Source organism: Fodinibius salsisoli (assembly GCF_026229185.1).
Lineage (GTDB): Bacteria > Bacteroidota > Rhodothermia > Balneolales > Balneolaceae > Fodinibius > Fodinibius salsisoli.
On sequence record NZ_JAGGJA010000010.1, the window covers coordinates 67,484 to 87,865 of the forward strand.

The following is a 20,382-nucleotide window of genomic DNA, read 5'->3' on the forward strand; positions in this document are numbered from 1 at the left end:
ATTGGTATCAAGGGCTAAGATTATGATTGTTAGGGGATTGGGAAAGTTCACTTTATACAGTATGCTCTATCTGTTTGTATTATCGGGCCAGGTAGAAGCACAAGAAGATCTGCTTCATGACCGAACAGGTGAAGCTACACTGTCACGCATAGGCCCGGGTTGGGCACAAAACTCCATTAATGCCGTCATTTTTAGGCAGAATAGTCTTACTACTCACGGAGATACCCAGTTTACCGGTTATTATGATGAGCAGGGAACCATGGTTTTGGCCAAAAGAAAAATTGGTACTAACGAATGGAGAATTCACCCCACCCAGTATAAAGCGAACATCAACGATGCCCATAATGCGATAAGTCTTGCGGTAGATGGAAACGGACTTCTGCATGTTTCATGGGGCATGCACGGACAAGACCTTCTATATGCACAAGGCATAAAACCGGGCAGCCTCCGGCTTACAAATCTACAGAAAATGACGGGTCAACATGAGAGTGGGGTCACCTATCCTGCATTCTACCAACTTTCTGACGGCGATTTGCTTTTTATGTATCGGAGAGGCAAATCAGGCGGAGGTAATATTATGCTAAATCGATATGATTTAAATTCTGGCAAATGGTCTGTCATAGCCCATCCGCTTATCGATGGAGAAGGAGAGCGAAATGCCTATATGAATAATGTAGCGATCGATGAAAACGGAGGCTGGCATATTTCCTGGACATGGCGTGAAAGCTGGGATGTGGCCACCAATCATGATGTTATGTATGCTTATTCCCCGGATGAGGGCAAATCCTGGAGAACATCCGATAGCAAGGAGTACCAACTACCAATAAACGAGCAAAATGCAGAGGTTGTATATTATATTCCGGAAGGAAGTGAATTGATCAACCAAACGTCTATGACGGTTAATGGATACGGGGAACCTGTCATCGCTACCTACTGGCGTCCTTCCGATGAGAAAAGCCCTCAGTATCACATTATTTGGCAAGATGGGGATACATGGAGAGCACAGCAGGTAGGGAGTCGCACAACTCCTTTTTCACTAAGTGGCGGCGGGACGAAACGAATTCCCATATCACGTCCTCAGATTATCGCATCAGATGAAAAATTATACCTGATCTTTCGCGATTTAGAGCGCAGTGGCAAAATTTCTATAGCAAAAGTCTCAGGCACTGATTATCAAAACCAAGAAATAAAGGATTTATACACTTCTTCCGTTGAAATGTGGGAACCAACTTTAGATCGACAAGCCTGGAAAGAGAAAAATATCCTTTATCTCTTTGTTCAAAAAGTGGGGCAGGGAGATGAGGAAACTCTGCAAGCTTTGGGACCTCAGCCTGTTTCAGTGCTAAAATGGAAGGATTGAGTAATAGATAAGTTGCAACATCCAATGAACTTTAAAAACTCTGGCTGTGCAGGAAATTAAAAACAGAATAGGTTATAGCAAGATAATGTTCTTGGCTATATTTTGGATCAGCGCCTTTTCTTGCCAGGATAAAAATACGGAAGAAACAAGGGTAACATCCTATACTGATACTTTATCACTGACCGTCAATTTTGAGGATCAGCATCAGGAGGTTAAAGGATTTGGTGCTTCTGATGCCTGGAGCACACAGTTTGTGGGCAAGAACTGGCCGTTGGAAAAGCGAGAGCAAATAGCGGACTATCTCTTCAGCATGGAAACCACACCAGAAGGAAATCCAAAGGGGATCGGGCTCTCAACCTGGCGTTTTAATATTGGGGCAGGAAGCGCCAGGCAAGGAAAGAACAGCGGGATCGGTGATCCCTGGCGGCGGGCTGAGAGCTTTTTAAGGGCCGATAGCACCTACAATTGGAATAAGCAGGCAGGCCAGCAGTGGTTTATGCAAGCGGCCAGTGAACGTGGAGTAAAAGATTTCATCGGCTTTGTCAACAGTCCGCCCGTACTGCTTACCCAAACAGGCAAAGCATTTGGCGATGGAAGCGGGCAGGCTAATATTTCTGAAAAATACTACGATGATTTTGCTGATTACCTGGCCCGGATAGGACAGTATTTTAAAAATAAGGGGACTCCGTTTACTTACATCAGCCCGGTGAACGAACCGCAGTGGGATTGGTCGCAAGGTAACGGTCAGGAGGGCTCTCCTTATCAGAATGACCAGATATCCGGAGTTATTGTGGCTCTCGATCAAAAGATCAGGGAGTATAATTTAGAAGCTAAAATAGAGGTTCCGGAGGCTGCCCAGATCAACTTTTTGTATGATGGTGATCTGACGGGCCGGAGCCACCAGGCTGAGCATTTCTTTGGTTCGGATAGCAAAGTCAAGGATCTGCCAACCTTAGCCCCAAAGATGGCAGGGCACAGCTATTTTACGACGTGGCCAGTGAGTGAAATGATTGAGCAGCGCCAGAAAGTAAGGGAAAGTATTGAGAAGGCGAGTGGGTCTATCGAATACTGGATGTCGGAATACTGCATCCTGGCAGATAACGAGCAGATCCAGGGCGGGGGACGAGATTTGGGCATGAGTCCGGCCCTCTATGTGGCCCGGGTGCTGCATTACGATATGACAATCGCTAACGCGGTATCGTGGCAGTGGTGGCTGGCCGTGAGCCCTTATGATTATAAAGACGGGCTCGTCTATATCGATAAAGATACTCAGAATGGTGAGGTTTATGATTCTAAACTTTTATGGGGATTAGGCAACTTTAGCCGATTTATTCGTCCCGGGGCGGTACGCCTTGGGGGAAGCCGATCCGATAACGCCACACCAGAAGAAGCTGCCGGACAGCTAATGGTTTCGGCCTATTTCCATGATGAGCAAAACAAACTAACGATTGTACTGGTTAATTATGGAGATAGAGAAAGGCCGGTAACGGTAAGTCTTGAAAATGCCGGCGATCACACTCTATCCAACCTCACACCCTATCTGACCTCCAGTGAAGCCGACCTCCAAAAGCAAGAAGCGGTGGCCAGTGATGAATCAGTTACGGTTCCAGCCCGCTCCATTATGACCCTACAGGGAGATGTAGGGCAATAGCAGGAGCAACGCTGACTAGATATCTATAGAGTCCCTTTTCTTTCATTTCGTGCAAAATTATTGCCCAGAAATGTATTTATTTGGGCAATAATTGAAAATGTGTTCAAAAATTGTATATTCAACACTTATAATTGTTTCCGATAACATGCTATAAGGGTGGAAATTTAGAAAAAGAACGAAAATGTAGGGACAACTTTAGGGGTTATGTCAGATTTAGCTTTTAAATCTAATAAGGGGAAAAAAGCACGTCATTCTGAACGTAGAAGAGACCGGTTTGAACATTTTTTTAAGCGTCACTATCCTGATTTATGCAGCTTTGTTTTCAGTTATGTGAATGACAGAGAAGTTGCAAAAGATATTGTGCAATCGGTTTTTTTAAGAGTCTGGGAGCAGAAAAGATTCTGGGATAATCATGAAGATGCTAAAGCATATTTTTATAAATCAGTTCGTAACGAGGCTTTGAACCATAAGAAGCATGAGCAGGTCAAACAGAAAGCTGATACGGAGGTCAGGTTACGTGTTAGTGAATGGAAAATAAATGATAAAACAGCACAGGTAAATGATCGAAGAGTAGAGATTATACAGAAAGGCATCAATGATCTGCCTGCGCGTTGCCGAGAGATATTTAACTTGAGCCGTTATGACGGCTTAACGTATAAGGAAATTGCAGAAGTGTTGGATATATCTGTTAAAACAGTGGAAACCCAGATAGGGAGGGCACTTAAAAAGTTGAGAAGATTCACAAAGGAACACGTTAAAGAGTCTTTATTAATATTGGTAGCTTTTTTTTCAATGTAATTTTGTCTGTGTCATAGTATGTAAACAAAGGTATTATGTGGTTTCCTTTCACAAGGTCCATACCAGCTATTATCTTTAAAAGTGGTCTTCTTATCTGAATTCTGGGGATGAAGTCGGATGAGTGGAAGAGGCCCTTGATCTATTTATCCTAGGACAGCCCCAAGATCATATCCTGTTTTACAAATTTGTTCAACCGTATAATGGGTTATAGGCAAAACTATTAAGTACTTCGGGTTCCTGGGCAAATATATTTCCGCTCGAACATTATTTATTCTGACTAAGTTTTAAGCTCCTTTCGTTTTTCATTTCTAGCAAATACTCATCTTTTATTATTCTCCCAAAGAGGAAAAATCGATTAAGTCAGAAAATTTCTCAAAAAAAATAAAATTTTTTGTAAGGGTAGGATGGATTCCAGTTGTGTATAGGGTGAAGTAACATCCAAACCAACTGTAAGAATAATGAGTGAACGAATATCCTGGAATCAAATGGGGAAATATATTTCAGGTAATTGCTCTGAAGAAGAGAAGCAAAAAATTGATCAGTGGATCAATGAAGACCCCGAGCATGCTCGTATGATAAATGATCTTAAAGCGATCTGGGAAGAACGTCCTGACAGACAAGAATGGGACGCAGAAGAGGGATGGAATGAATTTTTAAATAATCTGGAGAAGCAAGATCACTCACATCTTAGATTAGTAAAGGAAGCCTCGAGAAGAAGTAAGGAATCTTATCGTATTTCTGAAAATAGAAAAGTAAGAGGCCGCCCAAGGTTTTTTAAGTATCGTGTTGCAGCAGCGGCAGTTCTTTTCCTTGTTTTAGCTTTTGCTTCTTTGTTCATATATGATCGATATAATCATTCCGATTCTGCAGAGGAGGCTACCCTGGTGATGCAAGAGATCGTTGCTGAAAAAGGACAGCGTAGCCAATTCAAATTGAATGACGGCACAAAGATATGGTTAAATGGAGGTAGTACAATTAAGGTGTCTGCTGAGTTTAACTCAGATATCCGGAAGGTATATTTGGAGGGAGAGGCTTTCTTTGATGTAGCTTCTGACCCTAAACGGCCATTTATTATTGAGGCAGGCCAATCAATTACGCAGGTACTGGGTACAAAATTCGGTCTGCAGGCATACCCTGATGAAGATATACGCCTTGTTGTTCAAGAAGGGAAAGTAGCTTTTGGAGGGGTAAAGGAAGAAAACACAATAGAGGTGGCTTCCAATAAGATGGCTTTGATGTCTGGGAAGGATGAAATTGATGTTAAAAATGTTGAGAATTTAGGTCTGTATATAGGGTGGGTAGAAGGGAGGCTAATATTTAAAAATACACCCTTTAAGGAAGTATTAAAGAGGCTTAACAGATGGTATGGAATAAAGTATAATCTTGTCGACTCCTCTTTAACAGAACGTACTATTACAGGCGAGTTTAGGGATGAAGCCGTATCTGAAGTATTGGACCTTATTACTCTTACGATGGGAATAGACTATGAGAAAAAAGATGGACATATAACCTTTATGGACAAAGAAGATGAATGAAAGAAATTTATACCAGAAACCTAATGATAGGAGGGAACCTATGCTAAAATATAGTGACAAATGGAGCTTTGTTTTACTATTAATGCTTATGATCATATTCGTTTCAGGAATGAATATGTATGCTGTTGGCCAATCCGGCTCTAAAACCGAAAATGTCTCAAACGATTTAGTCGCGAGTTCTTTGATCAAATATCCTGATCAAAATCAATCAGCATCAATAACAAATAAGATAATCTCTGTTAATTTAGAGGAGCAAAGACTATTGGATGCCCTCAACCAACTGGCTGAAAATAACGGGCTTAGCCTTGTCTATAGTAAAGAAATTTTGCCCTTAAATAAGTCGGTGACGGTAAATCTTAGGAGAGTCACTTTCAATAAAGTTATGTATAGGTTGCTGGAGGGCACCAAACTGAGGTACGGCATTTCTCAGGGTAAAAAACTGGTTGTTTTCAACGACAATCATAAAGCTCTGAAAGAAGTAAAACAGCAGTTAGAAACAATTTCGGGCCGCGTAACGGACGCTTTAACAGAAGAAACGATGCCCGCGGTCAATATTGCCATCAAAGGAACCTCTCAAGGGACCAGTACGAACACGGATGGAACATATGAGCTTAACGTGCCATCACTGCAGGATACGCTGGTATTCTCATTTATAGGTTACCAGACAAAAGAAGTACCAATTAATGGCCGTACTACTATTAATGTAAACCTAAATCCGACTACAGTAGAAGGGGAGGAGATGGTTGTAGTAGGGTTCGGTGAGCAAAAAAAAGAGAGCCTGGTTAGTTCCATTTCAACGGTTTCAGTTGGGGAGCTGCAAAAAAGTCCGAGCAGTAATTTAACAACTATGATGCAGGGAAGGGTTGCCGGAATGATTGGCTTTCAACGTAGTGGTGAGCCGGGAGCTGATAATTCTGATTTCTTCATTCGCGGCTTGGGTACTTTTGGGGCAGGTAAGGTGAATCCCTTAATCTTGATTGATGGGATAGAATCCACCACCACCGATATGGCCCGCCTGCAGCCAGATGACATCTCTTCCTTTTCTGTGCTGAAAGATGCCACTGCTGCAGCGGTATATGGCGCCCGGGGAGCAAATGGTGTGGTTCTAATTAAAACAAAATCGGGTCATTCAGGCGAAACTTTATTTAAATTTCGTGCTGAAACTAAGGTTTCTACAAATACGCAAAATTTTCAGTTCGCTGATAATATACGGTACATGAATTTAGCAAATCAGGCTGCATTGACACGTGATCCCAATGCTATTTTGCCGTATAGCCAGTCAAAAATTGATCATACAGAAGCAGGAGATGATCCTTTATTATATCCCAACAATGACTGGATAGATCAGTTGGTTAAGGATTATACTGTTAACCAAAGTTATAATATGAGTGCCAGTGGAGGTAGTGATAAAGTTCAATATTATGTGGCTGGAACGTATAACCGCGATACCGGGGTACTGAAAGTTGATGGGCAAAACGACTTTAATAACAATATTAGCCTGCAAAACTATTCAGTTAGAAGTAATATCAACCTTGATCTTACCTCTACCACGGAAGGTATTATTCGGGTTTATGGACAATTTGATAATTATTCGGGTCCGGTGGGCGGCTATGATGAAAATGGTAATAGAATTGATGGCGGCCAGCGGATATTCAATGCAGCTATCTGGTCAAATCCCGTTAAGTTTCCCGCTGTATATCCTTCCTCTATGCGTCCGTGGTTAGAGCACCCTATGTTTGGCGGTGCAGTTACGGGCAGAGGAAGCAATACACTGCTCACCAATCCGTATGCTGAAATGGTCAAAGGCTACCAGGTTTATAAACGGTCTACTATTCGTCCACAAATTGAGATTAAGCAAGATCTGGATTTTGTGACCACCGGCTTGTCTGCCCGTGCTATGGGGTACCTTAACCGGTATTCTTATTTCGATGTCGCCCGGCAGTATAATCCCTTCTATTATAATTCTTATCGAAATACATCGACGGGAGACACCAATTTACGGGTGCTCAATGATGGGAGTACCAATTCTGTAGGGGTCACTGGTTCTGAATACCTCAACTATAATGAGGGGACAAAATCACTGGATTCAGACATGTACGTTGAGGCCGCCGTTAATTATAACCGTACGTTTGTTGATAAACATGCAGTTTCGGGTATGTTAATTGGCCTGATGTCGAGTTATCAGACCGGCAATGCCGGCAATGTACAATCCTCATTACCCCAGCGTAACATCGGTCTATCGGGTCGCTTTACCTATGGTTTTGATGATCGGTACCTGCTCGAATTTAACTTTGGCTATAATGGATCCGAGCGATTTGCCGAGAATCATAGATTTGGCTTCTTCCCATCGCTGGGACTTGCTTACCGTATATCCAATGAAGACTTTTTTAATCCATTTGATGGAGCCATCAGTGAATTAAAGCTGCGAGCCAGTTATGGTCTGATCGGTAATGATGCTATTGGAGCGAGGGGAGATCGGTTCTTTTATCTGTCGAGCGTTAATTTAAATAATAATACGTATAGCGCAACATTTGGAGAAGAGTACGATTATTCGCGGCCGGGTGTTTCTACCTCAAGATATTCCAATCCCAATATTTCCTGGGAAAAGTCAGAACAGATAAACTTGGGCTTTGATCTGTCCCTTTTCAGTAGTTCAACAAACTTAGTTGTAGATGTATATCGCCGCCACCGAACGAATATTCTGCAGCCCCGTTCGTATCTAAATCCAAGCATGGGACTAATGGCGACACCTTCAGCCAATACCGGAGAGGCACAAAGCCAGGGGGTCGATGTTTCTCTTGATTACCAGAAACAGATTTCGAAAGACTGGTGGGCGCAAATGAGGGGTAATTTGACCTATGCTACAAGCGAAAAGACCAAAGTTGACGAAATCAATTATCCGGCAGGAATGGAATATCGTTCGCAAGAAGGGCACTCTATTTCTCAACGGTTTGGATATATCGCAGAGCGACTGTTCGTTGACGATACCGAAGTAGCTAACGCTCCTACCCAGTTTGGGGAATATATGGGCGGTGATATTAAATATTATGATGTGAATGATGACGGTGTTATCTCTGGAGCTGATCGGGTGCCTCTTGGGTATCCCACAACACCCGAAATAATATATGGACTTGGTGGGACCGTAGGATTTAAGAGCTTCGACTTCAGCTTTTTCTTCCAGGGATCCGCCCGGTCATCATTTTTTATTAATTCACAAAATATATCACCATTTGTAATAAATGGGAGTTCACAAAATGGACTCCTTGATGTAATAGCCAACGACCACTGGTCGGAAGAAAATCGCGACTTGTACTCGTTCTGGCCACGGATGAGCAACACTTTTATTGAAAATAATAATCAGCAGTCCACTTGGTGGATGCGGGATGGATCGTTCCTCCGGCTCAAAACATTAGAAGCGGGATATCAATTGCCTGCAAGTGTAGCTGAAAAAGCAGGGCTCCGAAATTTAAGATTATATGCAACGGCTACCAATATAGCCGTGTGGAGCAAGTTTAAACTTTGGGATCCTGAAATGGGTGCTGATGGATTGGGATATCCCATCCAGAGCCAGTTTAATTTTGGCATTGAGGTTGAACTGTAGGGAAAAGCCGAGTTGCAAAAAATAAATCCATTTGAGTATGAATTTTTATCAAAAACGAATGACTATGAAACTATCAGTAACCATACGCAGGGGGATCGTTGCGGTTGTAGTAGCAGGAATCGCGTTGGTTTCACAATCGTGCGACTTTTTAAATGTCGTGCCCGATAATGTGGCAACCACCGACAACGCCTTTAAACTCCGTAATGAGGCCGAAAAATATCTTTTCACGTTATATTCCTATTTGCCCAGAAATGGAGATGTTTATTATAACACCGGAATGCTGGCCGGGGATGAGCTTTGGATTCCATATGAGACAAGTATAGGCAACGTCTTCTCTTTTGAGATAGCCCGTAATAACCAGCGCGTTTCAAATCCCTACTACGATTCGTGGTCCGGACATTACGATGGCGCGGGGCCAGGGGATAATTACAAGTTATTCCAGGGAATTCGTCACTGCAATATTTTTCTGAAAAACCTGAAAGACCCTGATCAGGTGCCCGACCTCAATGACTTGGAACGGCAGCGATGGATCGGAGAAGCCGAATTTTTGAAAGGATATTTCCATTTTCTATTGATGCGAATGTATGGGCCCATCCCTATTATTGAAGAAAATATTTCGGTAGATGCCCCCGAAGGTGAAGTCCAGAGGCCCCGGCAACCGGTTGATGAAGTGGTAGACTATGTTATTCAACTGATTAATCAATCTGAAAATAAACTGCCTAATAGTATTGATGACAGGGCGACGGAGCTGGGGCGTCTTACCAGACCTATTGCCTTGGGAATTAAAGCTAAAATATTGGCAACAGCTGCAAGTCCTTTATTTAACGGCAATACAGATTTTTCAAACTTCACCAATGAAGAAGGAACGCCCTTCATAAATCCAAATTTTGAGGTTGAGAAATGGGATTCTGCAGCTGTGGCAGCTAAAGAAGCTATAGAGGTGGCCCGGGCCAATGGACATCAACTGTATGATTTTGGAGAGTCATCCTTCGATCTTACCGATACCACACGGACGAAGCTAAGTATCAGGCAGGCCGTGGCCGAACGGTGGAATCCGGAAATTATCTGGGGTAATTCCAATAGTACAACTACTACCCTGCAGGCGTTGGCTATGGTACCGTTAGATCCTGAGCATGACCATAATAATGCCCGAAAAATACTATCTGCCCCGCTTGAAATAGCACGGATGTTCTATTCAGAAAATGGGGTGCCCATCAGCGAAGATAAAACACTGGACTTTACGGAAGAAGCAGCACTTCGTACGGCCGATGCTTCTGAGAAATATAATATAGAAGAGGGCTTCGAAACAGCACGGCTAAATTTCGACCGAGAGCCTCGATTTTATGCAGATCTCGGCTTTGATGGCAGCACGTTCTATAAATATGACAGTCCCAGTAATTCGGATGAAAATACGTGGGTTATACGGGCTAAATTTGGTGACTATTCCGGTTCGACTCATGCTTTTCACTTTAATGTGACCGGATATTATATCAAAAAATTGGTGGATTGGAATCAAACGATGAGCTCTTCCGGCGCTTCTTATAAAGAGTATGCGTGGCCCGAATTGCGCCTTGCCGATCTTTACCTGCTGTATGCAGAGGCGTTAAACGAAACACAAGGTCCTTCGCAGGAGGTTTACGAGTATATTGACCGTGTTCGGGCCCGGGCAGGTTTGGAGGGGGTAGAGGCTTCATGGAAGAATTATTCAACCAACTCTTCCAAACATACCACCCAAGAAGGGTTACGAGAGATTATTCAACAAGAACGACTCATTGAACTTGCCTTCGAGGGGAAACGCTTCTGGGATCTGCGAAGATGGAAAAGAGCAGGCGAAGAGTTCAATGAACCAATCACAGGCTGGAATGTCTACGGTGAAGAAGCAGAATCCTATTACCAGATTCGAACCCTGCATCAGCAAGAATTTGTGGCTCCCCGTGATTATCTGTGGCCTATTGATGAAAATACCATCCTTCAAAATCCGGCCTTACAACAAAATCCGGGTTGGTAAGTATGGATCTCGGATTAATCGTGGAGTGAAAACCTTAAGGAATAAAAATATAGCAATATGAACTGGCTTAAAATACAACAATATTTGCTACTAATCGGAGTATGCACGGCATTAATCATATCTTGTAAGAAAAGTGGGGTCAATGATTCCATAGAATCAGATGGTACTCCACCGGGGAAAGTGCAAAACGTTAGCGTAGAAAATGTCCCCGGCGGGGCCAAGCTTACCTATACATTGCCCGATGATGAAGACCTGTTATATGTAAGGGCAGAGTATACGCTGAGCACCGGTAAAGAAATGGAGGTTAAGTCATCCTTTTATAACAATTCCATGATGATTGAGGGATATGCAGACTCACTGGAACATACTGTAGAATTGTATGCTGTGGATAAGGGTGAGCTTGCTTCAGAACCTACCTCGGTAACAATCGAGCCCAAACGATCTACAATTTGGGATACTTTTAAAAGCCTAAAAACACAAGCTGCTTTTGGAGGGATCCAGGTTGAAGCAGCAAACCCTGAGCGAAATGATATTGCGATTCTTATTTTACAAAAGAATGATTTTGGAGAATGGGAAACCAATCCCAATAGTATCTACACCTCAACGAATGAGGTGGCATATACTTTAAGAGGATTAGATACCTTGCGGCAGGAATTTGCATTTACCGTGCGCGACCGCTGGCTAAATTATACCGATACCCTTTTTACAGAAATAGCCCCGCTATATGAGGCTCCTATTCCGCAAGCGGACTATAATGCTAACCGCATAGAGGGCGATGCGCCCCGCCATAATAGTACTCCCATGTATGGTCTTTGGGATGGTGATATTATTAACTGGCCCAATATCTATATGACACAGGCGGCCCATACACCGTCAGAACCGCATACCTTTACTTTTGATATTGGACAAACAGCCAAACTCAGCCGCATTCGGATTTGGGATTATCCCGAGTACTATTCGAGTGGTGGTTTTGGGCGAACTTATTATTACCTGGGTTGTCCCAGAAAGTTTGAAATATGGGGTGCTTCCGATCCGAGCATTGAAGATCCCGAAAATTGGATGCAACAGGATAACTGGCACAAGCTCGGTACCTTTGAAGAGACCAAACCCTCTGGATTGTCCTATGGACAACAAAATAATGAAGATTATCAGACCGCAAATGCGGGCTTTAGCTGGGAGTTTGATATCAATGCTCCAAAGGTGCGGTATTTACGATTTCGGTCACTTGAAAACTGGGGTGGAAGTACAAACATAGGCATCGCTGAAGTACAAGTGTATGGCGATTCCCGGTAAGAGCAAGCATTTAATATCAAAATTAAAAATTTAGCATTATGAAAATCATGATAGCCAAAGGATATATACTGGTCATAGCCCTGGTATTGGGTCTTGCCGCCTGTTCAGATATGTACCAGCACGAAAAATATATTGAAGATGGGGAACGAACTTATACCGGCAAAGCGGATTCAGTAAAGGTTCATTCGGGAGAAAATCGAGTACTGATCGAAGGATTGTTAATTTCTGATCCCAAGATTACCGGCGCTAAGATATCCTGGAATGCTGGCAGAGATTCAATAACGGTACCTATTGAGAGAACCAGCGGGATAGATACGCTTCAAATTTATATCGAAGACCTGGAGGAAAAGGTCTACAATTTCGAAATTGTTACCCATGATGAACAGGGGAATACTTCTGTTCCTGTAAACATAAGTGGAGAAGTTTACGGGGAAAAATATCAGGCTTCCTTGTTAAATCGGCCGGTTAAAAATAAAGAGTTATATGCGGGTAACTTAAATACCACTGTTGAATTTGGAAGTATGGATTTATCCAGTGGCGTATTTGCAACTCAAATAAGATATACAGACTCTAATGGGCAGATGCAGACTAAAATTGTTCCTGTTGATAGCTCAGATGTCAAGCTCCCCAATTATAAGATTGGAGATGAATTTGAGTACCGGACTATGTTTCTGCCGGAACCCACCAGTATTGATACTTTTTATACCGAATACGAGGCTGATATTCCACAAGTTACGTACCTGAAAAATTACAGTGTCCCTTTTGAAGCATCCTCAACCTCAGGCCGGTGGGGAATACTCGCAGACTGGACAACCAACGATGCCATTCGAATCCATGATGATCATGGCGGATGGGATGAATGGAATAGCAATATTTTTAATGTGGAATCGGGATGGGGGGCTCCAGGTATCACAAATGGAAAGATTTATCAAACGGTAACCCTTTCTCCCGGGACCTATACTTTTAAAGCTAATTTGCGCAATGGTAATGATACCAGTAATGAAGGAGAAGGTGACTACGCTTATCTGGTCGTCGCTGAAGGTGATATTCTGCCTGATGTGGATGATGGAGCTATTGAAAATGATGCGGCTACGATCGGATACTCCAGAATTTTACAGAGCAAAGATCCCGAAGATTTTAAAGTTGAGTTTACTATCAATCAGCAGCAAGAAGTATCGGTGGGATATGCGACAACACAACCGGGTGGCAATGTAAGCGAACAATATCCGGGTACCTCTAATGGTAGACACTGCAACATTATGTCGTTTGAATTCTTTAAACACGGGGAATAGTACGATTATTAAGTCCTAAATTGATAGTGGGTATGTATGGAGCTTATGTTTACTAATGAAGGAGCGGAGCATTTTGGTTAAGGTATAGCTAAGGCGAGTAATAAATGCAGGCATAATGATTACTCAAAGGCTACCATATTCATCCGGCGACAACCCCAGTCGCCCGATGAAGCCGTATGTTGGTAACAAAAACATTTTTTTAACCGACCCACTCGTTATATCTGATATTTTAATCAGTTAACTATTGCAATAATGAGCAATAAGACTGTTCTTTATACTTGCGTAGTAACGGTTTTTATATCAATAATATCCCACCTGATCTTTGGCGTTGGCTTGTCTTTGATGAAGTGGTTGGGGTATGTACTTTTCGCTTCCGTTTTGGTGTCAGGGCTGAAAAAATATTGGCATATGAATAAAACTGTTACACTCATAGCAATTACTATAGGCTTGTCTGTTTCAATTAGTCTGCAATTATTGTGGGGATATGGATTGGAAGTATTTCTTTGGAGCGGCAGTTTATTTATAGGATATGAAGTTCTTTCTGAAATAATGGAGCTAAAAAGGCAAAGAGAAAAATCGCCGATATGAGTAACTAATATATAGGACACTGAGCATAATAAATGCTTAAAAGAAGGGTAGTTAAATGTTTAATAGTCTGGAATAAAATGAGCATTTACAAAAACAAGACTGAATAATAGGTTACGTCAGTTCCTTTTTATAGTTTTTATTTTTTTGGCTTCTCTGGAAGAAGGGGATGCCGAATCTGAGAATTTAATAAGCTAAGGAAATGTATTTGCGAATAAATAGATTAAATTCATGATTTCGAAAATTCTTGTAACTATGGCAGTACTAATGGGGATCAGCTGCAACAGTTCTGCCCAGTCTGTTCATAAATCAGATGATGCTCCTTCTAAGCCAGGCTACACATTAGTTTGGCATGATGAATTCAATGAGGGGAACAAGCCAGATACTTCTAACTGGTCGTACGAGCATGGATTCGTACGAAATGAAGAGCTTCAATGGTATCAAAAGGATAATGCTACCATACAAGAGGGTAAATTGGTAATAGAGGGGAGGCGTGAGCAGGTGCCAAACACTTCCTATGATTCTACAAGCAATGACTGGCGGGAAAATCGTCAGTATGCCAAATATACTTCCTCAAGTATAAACACCCGAGGTAAGCAGGAGTTTAAATATGGCATCATAGAAGTTCGGGCGAAAATTGACACCGCCAACGGAATGTGGCCGGCTATTTGGACCCTCGGGACTCACGAAGACCGGGACTGGCCCGCCAATGGAGAGGTTGATATCATGGAATTCTACAAGGTGGATGGTCAGCAGACCATTCTTGCCAACGCCGCCTGGGCCAGCGAGCAGAAGTGGGAAGCGGTGTGGGATGATCAAGAGGTGCCTTTTTCTACGTTTTTAGAAAAAGATCCACAATGGCCGGAAAAATTTCATATCTGGAAAATGCACTGGACAAAAGAATCCATAAGATTATATTTGGATGACGAGCTTTTAAACGAAATTGATCTGGAAATCACGCTCAATCCTGATGGGTTTAATCCATTTCACCAGCCTCACTATATTTTGTTAAATTTAGCGCTGGGATCTAATGGGGGAGATCCATCTGACACAGCGTTTCCCAAACAATATAAAGTAGATTACGTACGTGTATATCAGCGAAATTAGCATTTAATTATATAAATCAATGAAGCAAAAAAAGTATGTCTGGCCGCTGTTACCATTAATAGTACTATTCGTTATTTCATGCGGTTCCAAAGCGCAAAATACGGGTGATAGTGAGTGGAAAACGCTTTTCAATGGTGAAAATTTGGATGGCTGGATTACCAAAATCCATCACCACGAAGTCGGAGACAATTATGCCAATACCTTCCGGGTAAAAGATGAAGTGATACAGGTAAACTACGATGATTACGATAAATTTGGAGAACGTTACGGGCACTTGTTTTATAAGGAACCGTTTTCATCCTTCCACCTTAAATTCAAATATCGGTTCACTGATAAATGGCTCGAAGACGCTCCGGGTTATACCTATCGCAATAGCGGGGTTATGTTTCACTCCCAGGATCCTGCTACTATCTTAAAAGAACAGGACTGGCCCATTTCGGTGGAATACCAGACGCTGGCCTCCGATGCTGAGGGAAATGGAAGATCTACGGGTAATATGTGTTCACCCGGGACCGACGTTTTCTTCGAAGGAGAAAAGGATCCCCGCCACTGTATCAATTCTTCTTCCAAAAGCTTTAAGTGGGATCAATGGGTGCAAGCAGACCTTATCGTGTACAGCGACTCGCTGGTTATCCATAAGGTCAACGGAGAAAAGGTGTTGGAATATACTCAGCCTCAGATTGGAGGCGGGGTAGCAGATGGCTTTGATCCGGATATAAAAGTTGATGGAAAGGCCCTCAAAGAAGGATATATTGGATTACAGTCAGAGGGGCAGGGCGTAGAGTTTAAGGATATAAAAATCAAGACTTTGAACTAAACTCCTATTTCATCTTGGGCGCAAATGGCTAATCAATCACAGAGTGGCTAGAGTGAGTCTTATACAGGAGTTGGTAATACTTAATGAGCTGCTATTAAATCCCCGTCCGGTTGTGACCAGAATGTTCAAGTAGAGTCATTCTTTTTACCCTTTCTGTCATAGCTCCATGGACTTTTGTTGCATTCAATTATTACAGCTTTTGGTGTTTTTGCTAAACGTAATTGGAGGGTAGCTCATCTGGAAAAAATATCACAGATGTTCAAAATTATTCAAAAAAGTTTGACATTAACATCGCTAATTGTATCTTTAGTTCAGGTTGTTATCGATAACATTTGTGGACTTCCCTGAAAGTAGATAAAATTCACTACTTTCTATTATAAAAAATTACGCTCCATCTCTATTTTGGGCCAACAGGAGTAAAGCCAAAAGGTAGCAGGTATTCCCCGCCGCACCTATAGCAACAAACCCAAGCCGAAGCATGATCAGTTGATCATCAACGGGCTGCTCGAATTGACCGCCAAGCATCCAGCCATTGGTTTCTGGCAATGTTACTTCGTTTGCAGGCGATGGGCTACTGCGGGATAACAAGCGGCGTACCAGCTATATACGCCCATAAGATTAAATACGTGTTGGCATTTCAAGATTATTACTAAAAACTAATACTTTCGATTTAAGAAATGGAGAAGATGACTCCTACAAGGATATTGTTAATGGTTCTAATTATTGGAATTGCAACTGCTTGTAGTCCAGGTAGTTCAGCAGGTCAAAATAATGGAGATGATGATAGTTTAATCCCTTGTACATTTTCGAACCCTGTAGCAAAGGGACAAGATCCTTGGATTACCAAGAAAGGAAATTATTATTACTACATAGAATCAAGAGGGGGAGGGCTATATGTATCCAAGAGCAAAGAACTCACAAATATAAAGCAGAATGAAAAACTTGTGTGGTCGCTTCCCGAAACGGGTTGGAATCAGCATAGCCTATGGGCACCAGAGTTACATTTTGTAAATGGCCAATGGTACATCTATTACACAGCGGGAGAAAAGCCGGGAAGTCCGTTTATATCTCAACGAAGTGGAGTATTACAGGCTAAAACAGCCGACCCGATGGGAGGCTATATAGATAAAGGTCAACTATATACCGGAAATGATATTGAAACAAAAGCGGATAATATTTGGTCTATTGACCTTACGGTGTTAGAGCATGAAGACCAGTTATATGGAATATGGTCTGGTTGGGAAGAAAACAGAGATACTGATCAAACACCTCAACATTTGTATATAGCAGAAATGGAGAACTCCTGGACGATCAGTAGTAACAGGGTTAAGATATCTTCCCCGGAAGAAGAGTGGGAGATTAGTTCTTCACTGCCGATAAATGAAGGTGCTCAGATTCTGAAACATAATGGAGACGTATTCATCGTTTATTCGGCCAGTCAGTCGTGGCTTCCATCCTACAAGTTGGGTCAGCTGAAACTGGTAGGAGAGGATCCAATGAATCCCGAGCACTGGCAAAAAAGTGGACCTGTCTTTGAGGGTAGCGACTTAGTCCATGGAATAGGACACGCTAGTTTTACGACCTCTCCTGATGGCAAAGAGCACTGGATTGCCTATCACACTAAGGTGAGCACCGATCCGGGTTGGAACCGGGTGATCCATATGCAACCATTCGGCTGGCAAGAGGATGGATCACCTCAGTTCGATCGTCCGGTAGTTGCTGGCAAATCTTTAGAGAAACCATCTGGTACCTGCAGTGAATAAAACTTAAATAGGATTCATTTTTAGAAATAGCCATAGTCTATGTATAAATTTTCATTTCTATTTGTAGCTCTTATCATGGCTGCACAGACAGCGTTTGCACAGCAGGATAAGCCGCTTCGTCCGCCGGCATATCCACTCATAACGATTGATCCCTATACCAGCGTTTGGGCCATGCAGGATTCGCTATACGATGGCCCTACTCGGCACTGGACGGAACGGCCACACTCCCTGCGGGGCATAATCCGCGTTGATGGGGAGGCGATGTCCTTTTTGGGTGAAGAAATTCCTACCTACCGTACGGTCGTACCTTTTGTAAAAAGTGATCGGTTCTGGAATGTTACCTTCGATGAACCTACGGACGGCTGGCAGGGTGAAGGTTTTGACGATGCCAGCTGGCAAACGGCAACAGGCTCCTTCGGAACCTTTGAGTCCGCAGCCAACGAGTGGTCGCAGGGAAGCATATGGGTACGGAGAACATTCAATATTGATGACTTGAATAGCCTCAACAGCCGCAATCTCAAACTCAAGATGTTTCATGATGATAATGTTCGGGTCTACATCAATGGAGTATTAGGATTTGAGACAGAAGGTTGGGTGGGCGAACCCCAGGTCTTTGAATTGCGTGATGAGGCAATTGCAGCATTGAAAAAAGGAGAAAATATCTTGGCCATTCGCTGCGATAATACGGCTGGCGGGGCTTATTTAGATGCCGGTTTGGTTGAGCAAATTCCCTCAAAAGTATCTGTTCCGGCAGCAAAGCAGACGTCTGCCACGGTCAACGCTACCCAAACTACTCATACCTTTGATGCCGGTCCTGTTCAACTAACAACCACTTTTACAGCTCCTTTTTTGCTGGATGACCTGAATCTGGCCTCACGGCCCGTCAATTATATAACCTTTGATGTTCAGTCTACCGATAACCAACCACACGAAGTGGAAGTCATGTTAAGTACCGGCGGAAATATGGCGGTGAACTCCACAGAGCAGGAGGTGGTCTGGCAGCACATGCCATCCAGAAGTCTTGATGTTATGCGTATAGGTACTTCTAAGCAGCAGGTATTGGGACGCAAAGGCGATGGCGTTCGCATCGATTGGGGGTATTCTTATCTAGCAACGCCCAGGGAGACAAGTAGTACAATCAGCATCGCACCGTCACAAGAGCTGTCATTCCAATTTTCCGAGGAGGGTAACCTGGAGGGCATTGAAACTGAACCGATGCCCCAAACGGTGAATGCAAACCAAATATCATTGGGCGTAGCGTACGATTTTGGATCTGTTGATAAACAGGGAGCAAGTCGCCATGCCCTGATAGGCTACGATGATATTTATTCCGTGGAGTATTTTGGGGCACCACTGCAGGCGTGGTGGAAGAAGGATGGGACCTCGGTCGTACCCATGCTTGAGGAAGCCGAAAAAGAGTATGAGTCGTTGTGGCAGCAAGCTCAGAAATTTGATGAGAAACTCGTTGAAGATGCCCGGAAAGCCGGCGGAGAAAAATATGCCGAGCTTACGGAATTGGCATACCGACAATCGATATCCGCACATAAGCTGGTGGCCGCTCCAAGTGGAGAGGCGCTCTTTTTTAGCAAGGAAAATTTCAGCAATGGATCTATCGGTACGGTTGATGTTACCTATCCATCAGCACCACTATTTTTATACTACAACCCGGAACTCTTGAAGGGAATGCTCCGACCTATCTTTTATTATACCGAAAGTGGGCGGTGGACCAAGCCGTTTCCGGCCCATGATGTTGGTACTTATCCCATTGCCAATGGACAAACCTACGGCGAGGATATGCCGGTTGAAGAGGCGGGGAATATGCTTATTTTAACCACCGCTATTGCCATTGTCGAAGATGACCCGGCTTTTGCCCAAAAACACTGGGAATCTCTGACTACTTGGGCTAACTATCTATTGGAGAATGGTTTGGATCCGAAGAACCAGCTTTCAACGGATGATTTTTCTGGTCATTTAGCGCGCAACGCGAATCTTTCAATTAAAGCGATTCTGGGAGTAGCGGGGTATGGACGTCTTGCCAAAATGCTGGGCAAAGATGATCTTGCAGAAAAATTTACCAGTCGTGCTAAAGAGATGGCCCAAAAGTGGATGGATATGGCTGACGCCGGCGATCACTACATGCTGGCTTTTGGGAAGCCAAATACATGGAGCCAAAAATACAACCTGGCGTGGGATGATATCTTGGATCTAAATATCTTTCCGGATGAAATCAACAAAACAGAGGTGGATTTTTATCTTGATCAACAGAATGAGTTTGGCCTGCCGCTGGATAACCGGGCGACCTACACCAAAAGCGACTGGATTATGTGGACGGCTACACTTACCGAGGACCGGGATACTTTTCTGAAGTTTATTGAACCGATGTATAAGGCGTTTAATACTACCTCTGACCGGGTGCCGATGACCGACTGGTATGAAACCGATGATGCCTCCCAGGTAGGTTTCCAGGCGCGATCGGTAGTTGGTGGTTACTTTTTGCCAATGCTGGAGGAAAAGCTCAAAAATGATTAAAGCCAAGCTGAAAATTGCTAATCAACGTTTATAATTAAAGAAT

The 20,382-nt window shown here is 43.1% G+C and carries 14 protein-coding genes; 13 read left to right on the forward strand and 1 reads right to left on the reverse strand.

From position 1 onward, the window contains the following. The first annotated feature begins 22 nt into the window (after positions 1-22). The 11 genes from J6I44_RS14660 (at position 23) to J6I44_RS14710 (ending at position 16,047) form a co-directional block, all read left to right on the forward strand. Entirely contained in the window at positions 23-1,360 is a 1,338-nt protein-coding gene (locus tag J6I44_RS14660; RefSeq protein ID WP_265766901.1) for a BNR repeat-containing protein, read from the forward strand. A 91-nt stretch (positions 1,361-1,451) separates the two neighbouring features. Continuing rightward, positions 1,452-3,011 carry a glycoside hydrolase gene (locus J6I44_RS14665; RefSeq protein ID WP_265766902.1) on the forward strand — a complete coding sequence of 520 codons (1,560 nt, stop codon included), beginning with the start codon at positions 1,452-1,454 and terminating at the stop codon, positions 3,009-3,011. A 204-nt stretch (positions 3,012-3,215) separates the two neighbouring features. Further along, on the forward strand, positions 3,216-3,809 hold the full coding sequence (locus J6I44_RS14670; RefSeq protein ID WP_265766903.1) for an RNA polymerase sigma-70 factor: 594 nt from the start codon (positions 3,216-3,218) through the stop codon (positions 3,807-3,809). 485 nt (positions 3,810-4,294) lie between these two features. Further along, the gene (locus tag J6I44_RS14675) at positions 4,295-5,344 is read left to right on the forward strand and encodes a FecR family protein (protein ID WP_265766904.1); all 1,050 of its coding nucleotides are present in this window, start codon (positions 4,295-4,297) and stop codon (positions 5,342-5,344) included. An 88-nt stretch (positions 5,345-5,432) separates the two neighbouring features. Further along, complete coding sequence (locus J6I44_RS14680) at positions 5,433-8,945, forward strand: TonB-dependent receptor (RefSeq protein ID WP_265766905.1); 3,513 nt, start codon at positions 5,433-5,435, stop codon at positions 8,943-8,945. A gap of 64 nt (positions 8,946-9,009) precedes the next feature. Next, a complete protein-coding gene (locus J6I44_RS14685) occupies positions 9,010-10,953 on the forward strand; it encodes a RagB/SusD family nutrient uptake outer membrane protein (RefSeq protein WP_265766906.1) in 1,944 nt (647 codons plus the stop codon). 57 nt (positions 10,954-11,010) lie between these two features. Then, positions 11,011-12,246 carry a DUF5000 domain-containing lipoprotein gene (locus J6I44_RS14690; protein WP_265766907.1) on the forward strand — a complete coding sequence of 412 codons (1,236 nt, stop codon included), beginning with the start codon at positions 11,011-11,013 and terminating at the stop codon, positions 12,244-12,246. Positions 12,247-12,284: 38 nt separating this feature from the next. Then, on the forward strand, positions 12,285-13,538 hold the full coding sequence (locus tag J6I44_RS14695) for a DUF4998 domain-containing protein (RefSeq protein ID WP_265766908.1): 1,254 nt from the start codon (positions 12,285-12,287) through the stop codon (positions 13,536-13,538). A 252-nt stretch (positions 13,539-13,790) separates the two neighbouring features. Continuing rightward, entirely contained in the window at positions 13,791-14,126 is a 336-nt protein-coding gene (locus J6I44_RS14700; RefSeq protein WP_265766909.1) for a hypothetical protein, read from the forward strand. A gap of 228 nt (positions 14,127-14,354) precedes the next feature. Then, positions 14,355-15,230 carry a glycoside hydrolase family 16 protein gene (locus J6I44_RS14705; RefSeq protein WP_265766910.1) on the forward strand — a complete coding sequence of 292 codons (876 nt, stop codon included), beginning with the start codon at positions 14,355-14,357 and terminating at the stop codon, positions 15,228-15,230. Between the two features lie 19 nt (positions 15,231-15,249). Next, a complete protein-coding gene (locus J6I44_RS14710) occupies positions 15,250-16,047 on the forward strand; it encodes a 3-keto-disaccharide hydrolase (protein ID WP_265766911.1) in 798 nt (265 codons plus the stop codon). 384 nt (positions 16,048-16,431) lie between these two features. Here the strand turns inward: J6I44_RS14710 and J6I44_RS14715 are convergent, their stop codons facing one another. Then, positions 16,432-16,593 carry a hypothetical protein gene (locus tag J6I44_RS14715; RefSeq protein WP_265766912.1) on the reverse strand — a complete coding sequence of 54 codons (162 nt, stop codon included), beginning with the start codon at positions 16,591-16,593 and terminating at the stop codon, positions 16,432-16,434. A 164-nt stretch (positions 16,594-16,757) separates the two neighbouring features. Between J6I44_RS14715 and J6I44_RS14720 the strand changes: the two genes are divergently transcribed. Together J6I44_RS14720 and J6I44_RS14725 are read left to right on the forward strand one after the other, a co-directional pair. Further along, positions 16,758-17,810 carry a glycoside hydrolase family 43 protein gene (locus J6I44_RS14720; RefSeq protein ID WP_265766913.1) on the forward strand — a complete coding sequence of 351 codons (1,053 nt, stop codon included), beginning with the start codon at positions 16,758-16,760 and terminating at the stop codon, positions 17,808-17,810. Between the two features lie 39 nt (positions 17,811-17,849). Continuing rightward, on the forward strand, positions 17,850-20,339 hold the full coding sequence (locus J6I44_RS14725; protein ID WP_265766914.1) for a glutaminase family protein: 2,490 nt from the start codon (positions 17,850-17,852) through the stop codon (positions 20,337-20,339). Positions 20,340-20,382: the final 43 nt, after the last annotated feature.

Coding starts and splice junctions, on each gene's coding strand:
- J6I44_RS14660 (WP_265766901.1), top strand. CDS start 23: ATGATTGTTAGGGGATTGGGAAAGTTCACTTTATACAGTATGCTCTAT.
- J6I44_RS14670 (WP_265766903.1), top strand. CDS start 3,216: ATGTCAGATTTAGCTTTTAAATCTAATAAGGGGAAAAAAGCACGTCAT.
- J6I44_RS14675 (WP_265766904.1), top strand. CDS start 4,295: ATGGGGAAATATATTTCAGGTAATTGCTCTGAAGAAGAGAAGCAAAAA.
- J6I44_RS14680 (WP_265766905.1), top strand. CDS start 5,433: ATGATCATATTCGTTTCAGGAATGAATATGTATGCTGTTGGCCAATCC.
- J6I44_RS14685 (WP_265766906.1), top strand. CDS start 9,010: ATGAAACTATCAGTAACCATACGCAGGGGGATCGTTGCGGTTGTAGTA.
- J6I44_RS14690 (WP_265766907.1), top strand. CDS start 11,011: ATGAACTGGCTTAAAATACAACAATATTTGCTACTAATCGGAGTATGC.
- J6I44_RS14695 (WP_265766908.1), top strand. CDS start 12,285: ATGAAAATCATGATAGCCAAAGGATATATACTGGTCATAGCCCTGGTA.
- J6I44_RS14700 (WP_265766909.1), top strand. CDS start 13,791: ATGAGCAATAAGACTGTTCTTTATACTTGCGTAGTAACGGTTTTTATA.
- J6I44_RS14705 (WP_265766910.1), top strand. CDS start 14,355: ATGATTTCGAAAATTCTTGTAACTATGGCAGTACTAATGGGGATCAGC.
- J6I44_RS14710 (WP_265766911.1), top strand. CDS start 15,250: ATGAAGCAAAAAAAGTATGTCTGGCCGCTGTTACCATTAATAGTACTA.
- J6I44_RS14720 (WP_265766913.1), top strand. CDS start 16,758: ATGGTTCTAATTATTGGAATTGCAACTGCTTGTAGTCCAGGTAGTTCA.
- J6I44_RS14725 (WP_265766914.1), top strand. CDS start 17,850: ATGTATAAATTTTCATTTCTATTTGTAGCTCTTATCATGGCTGCACAG.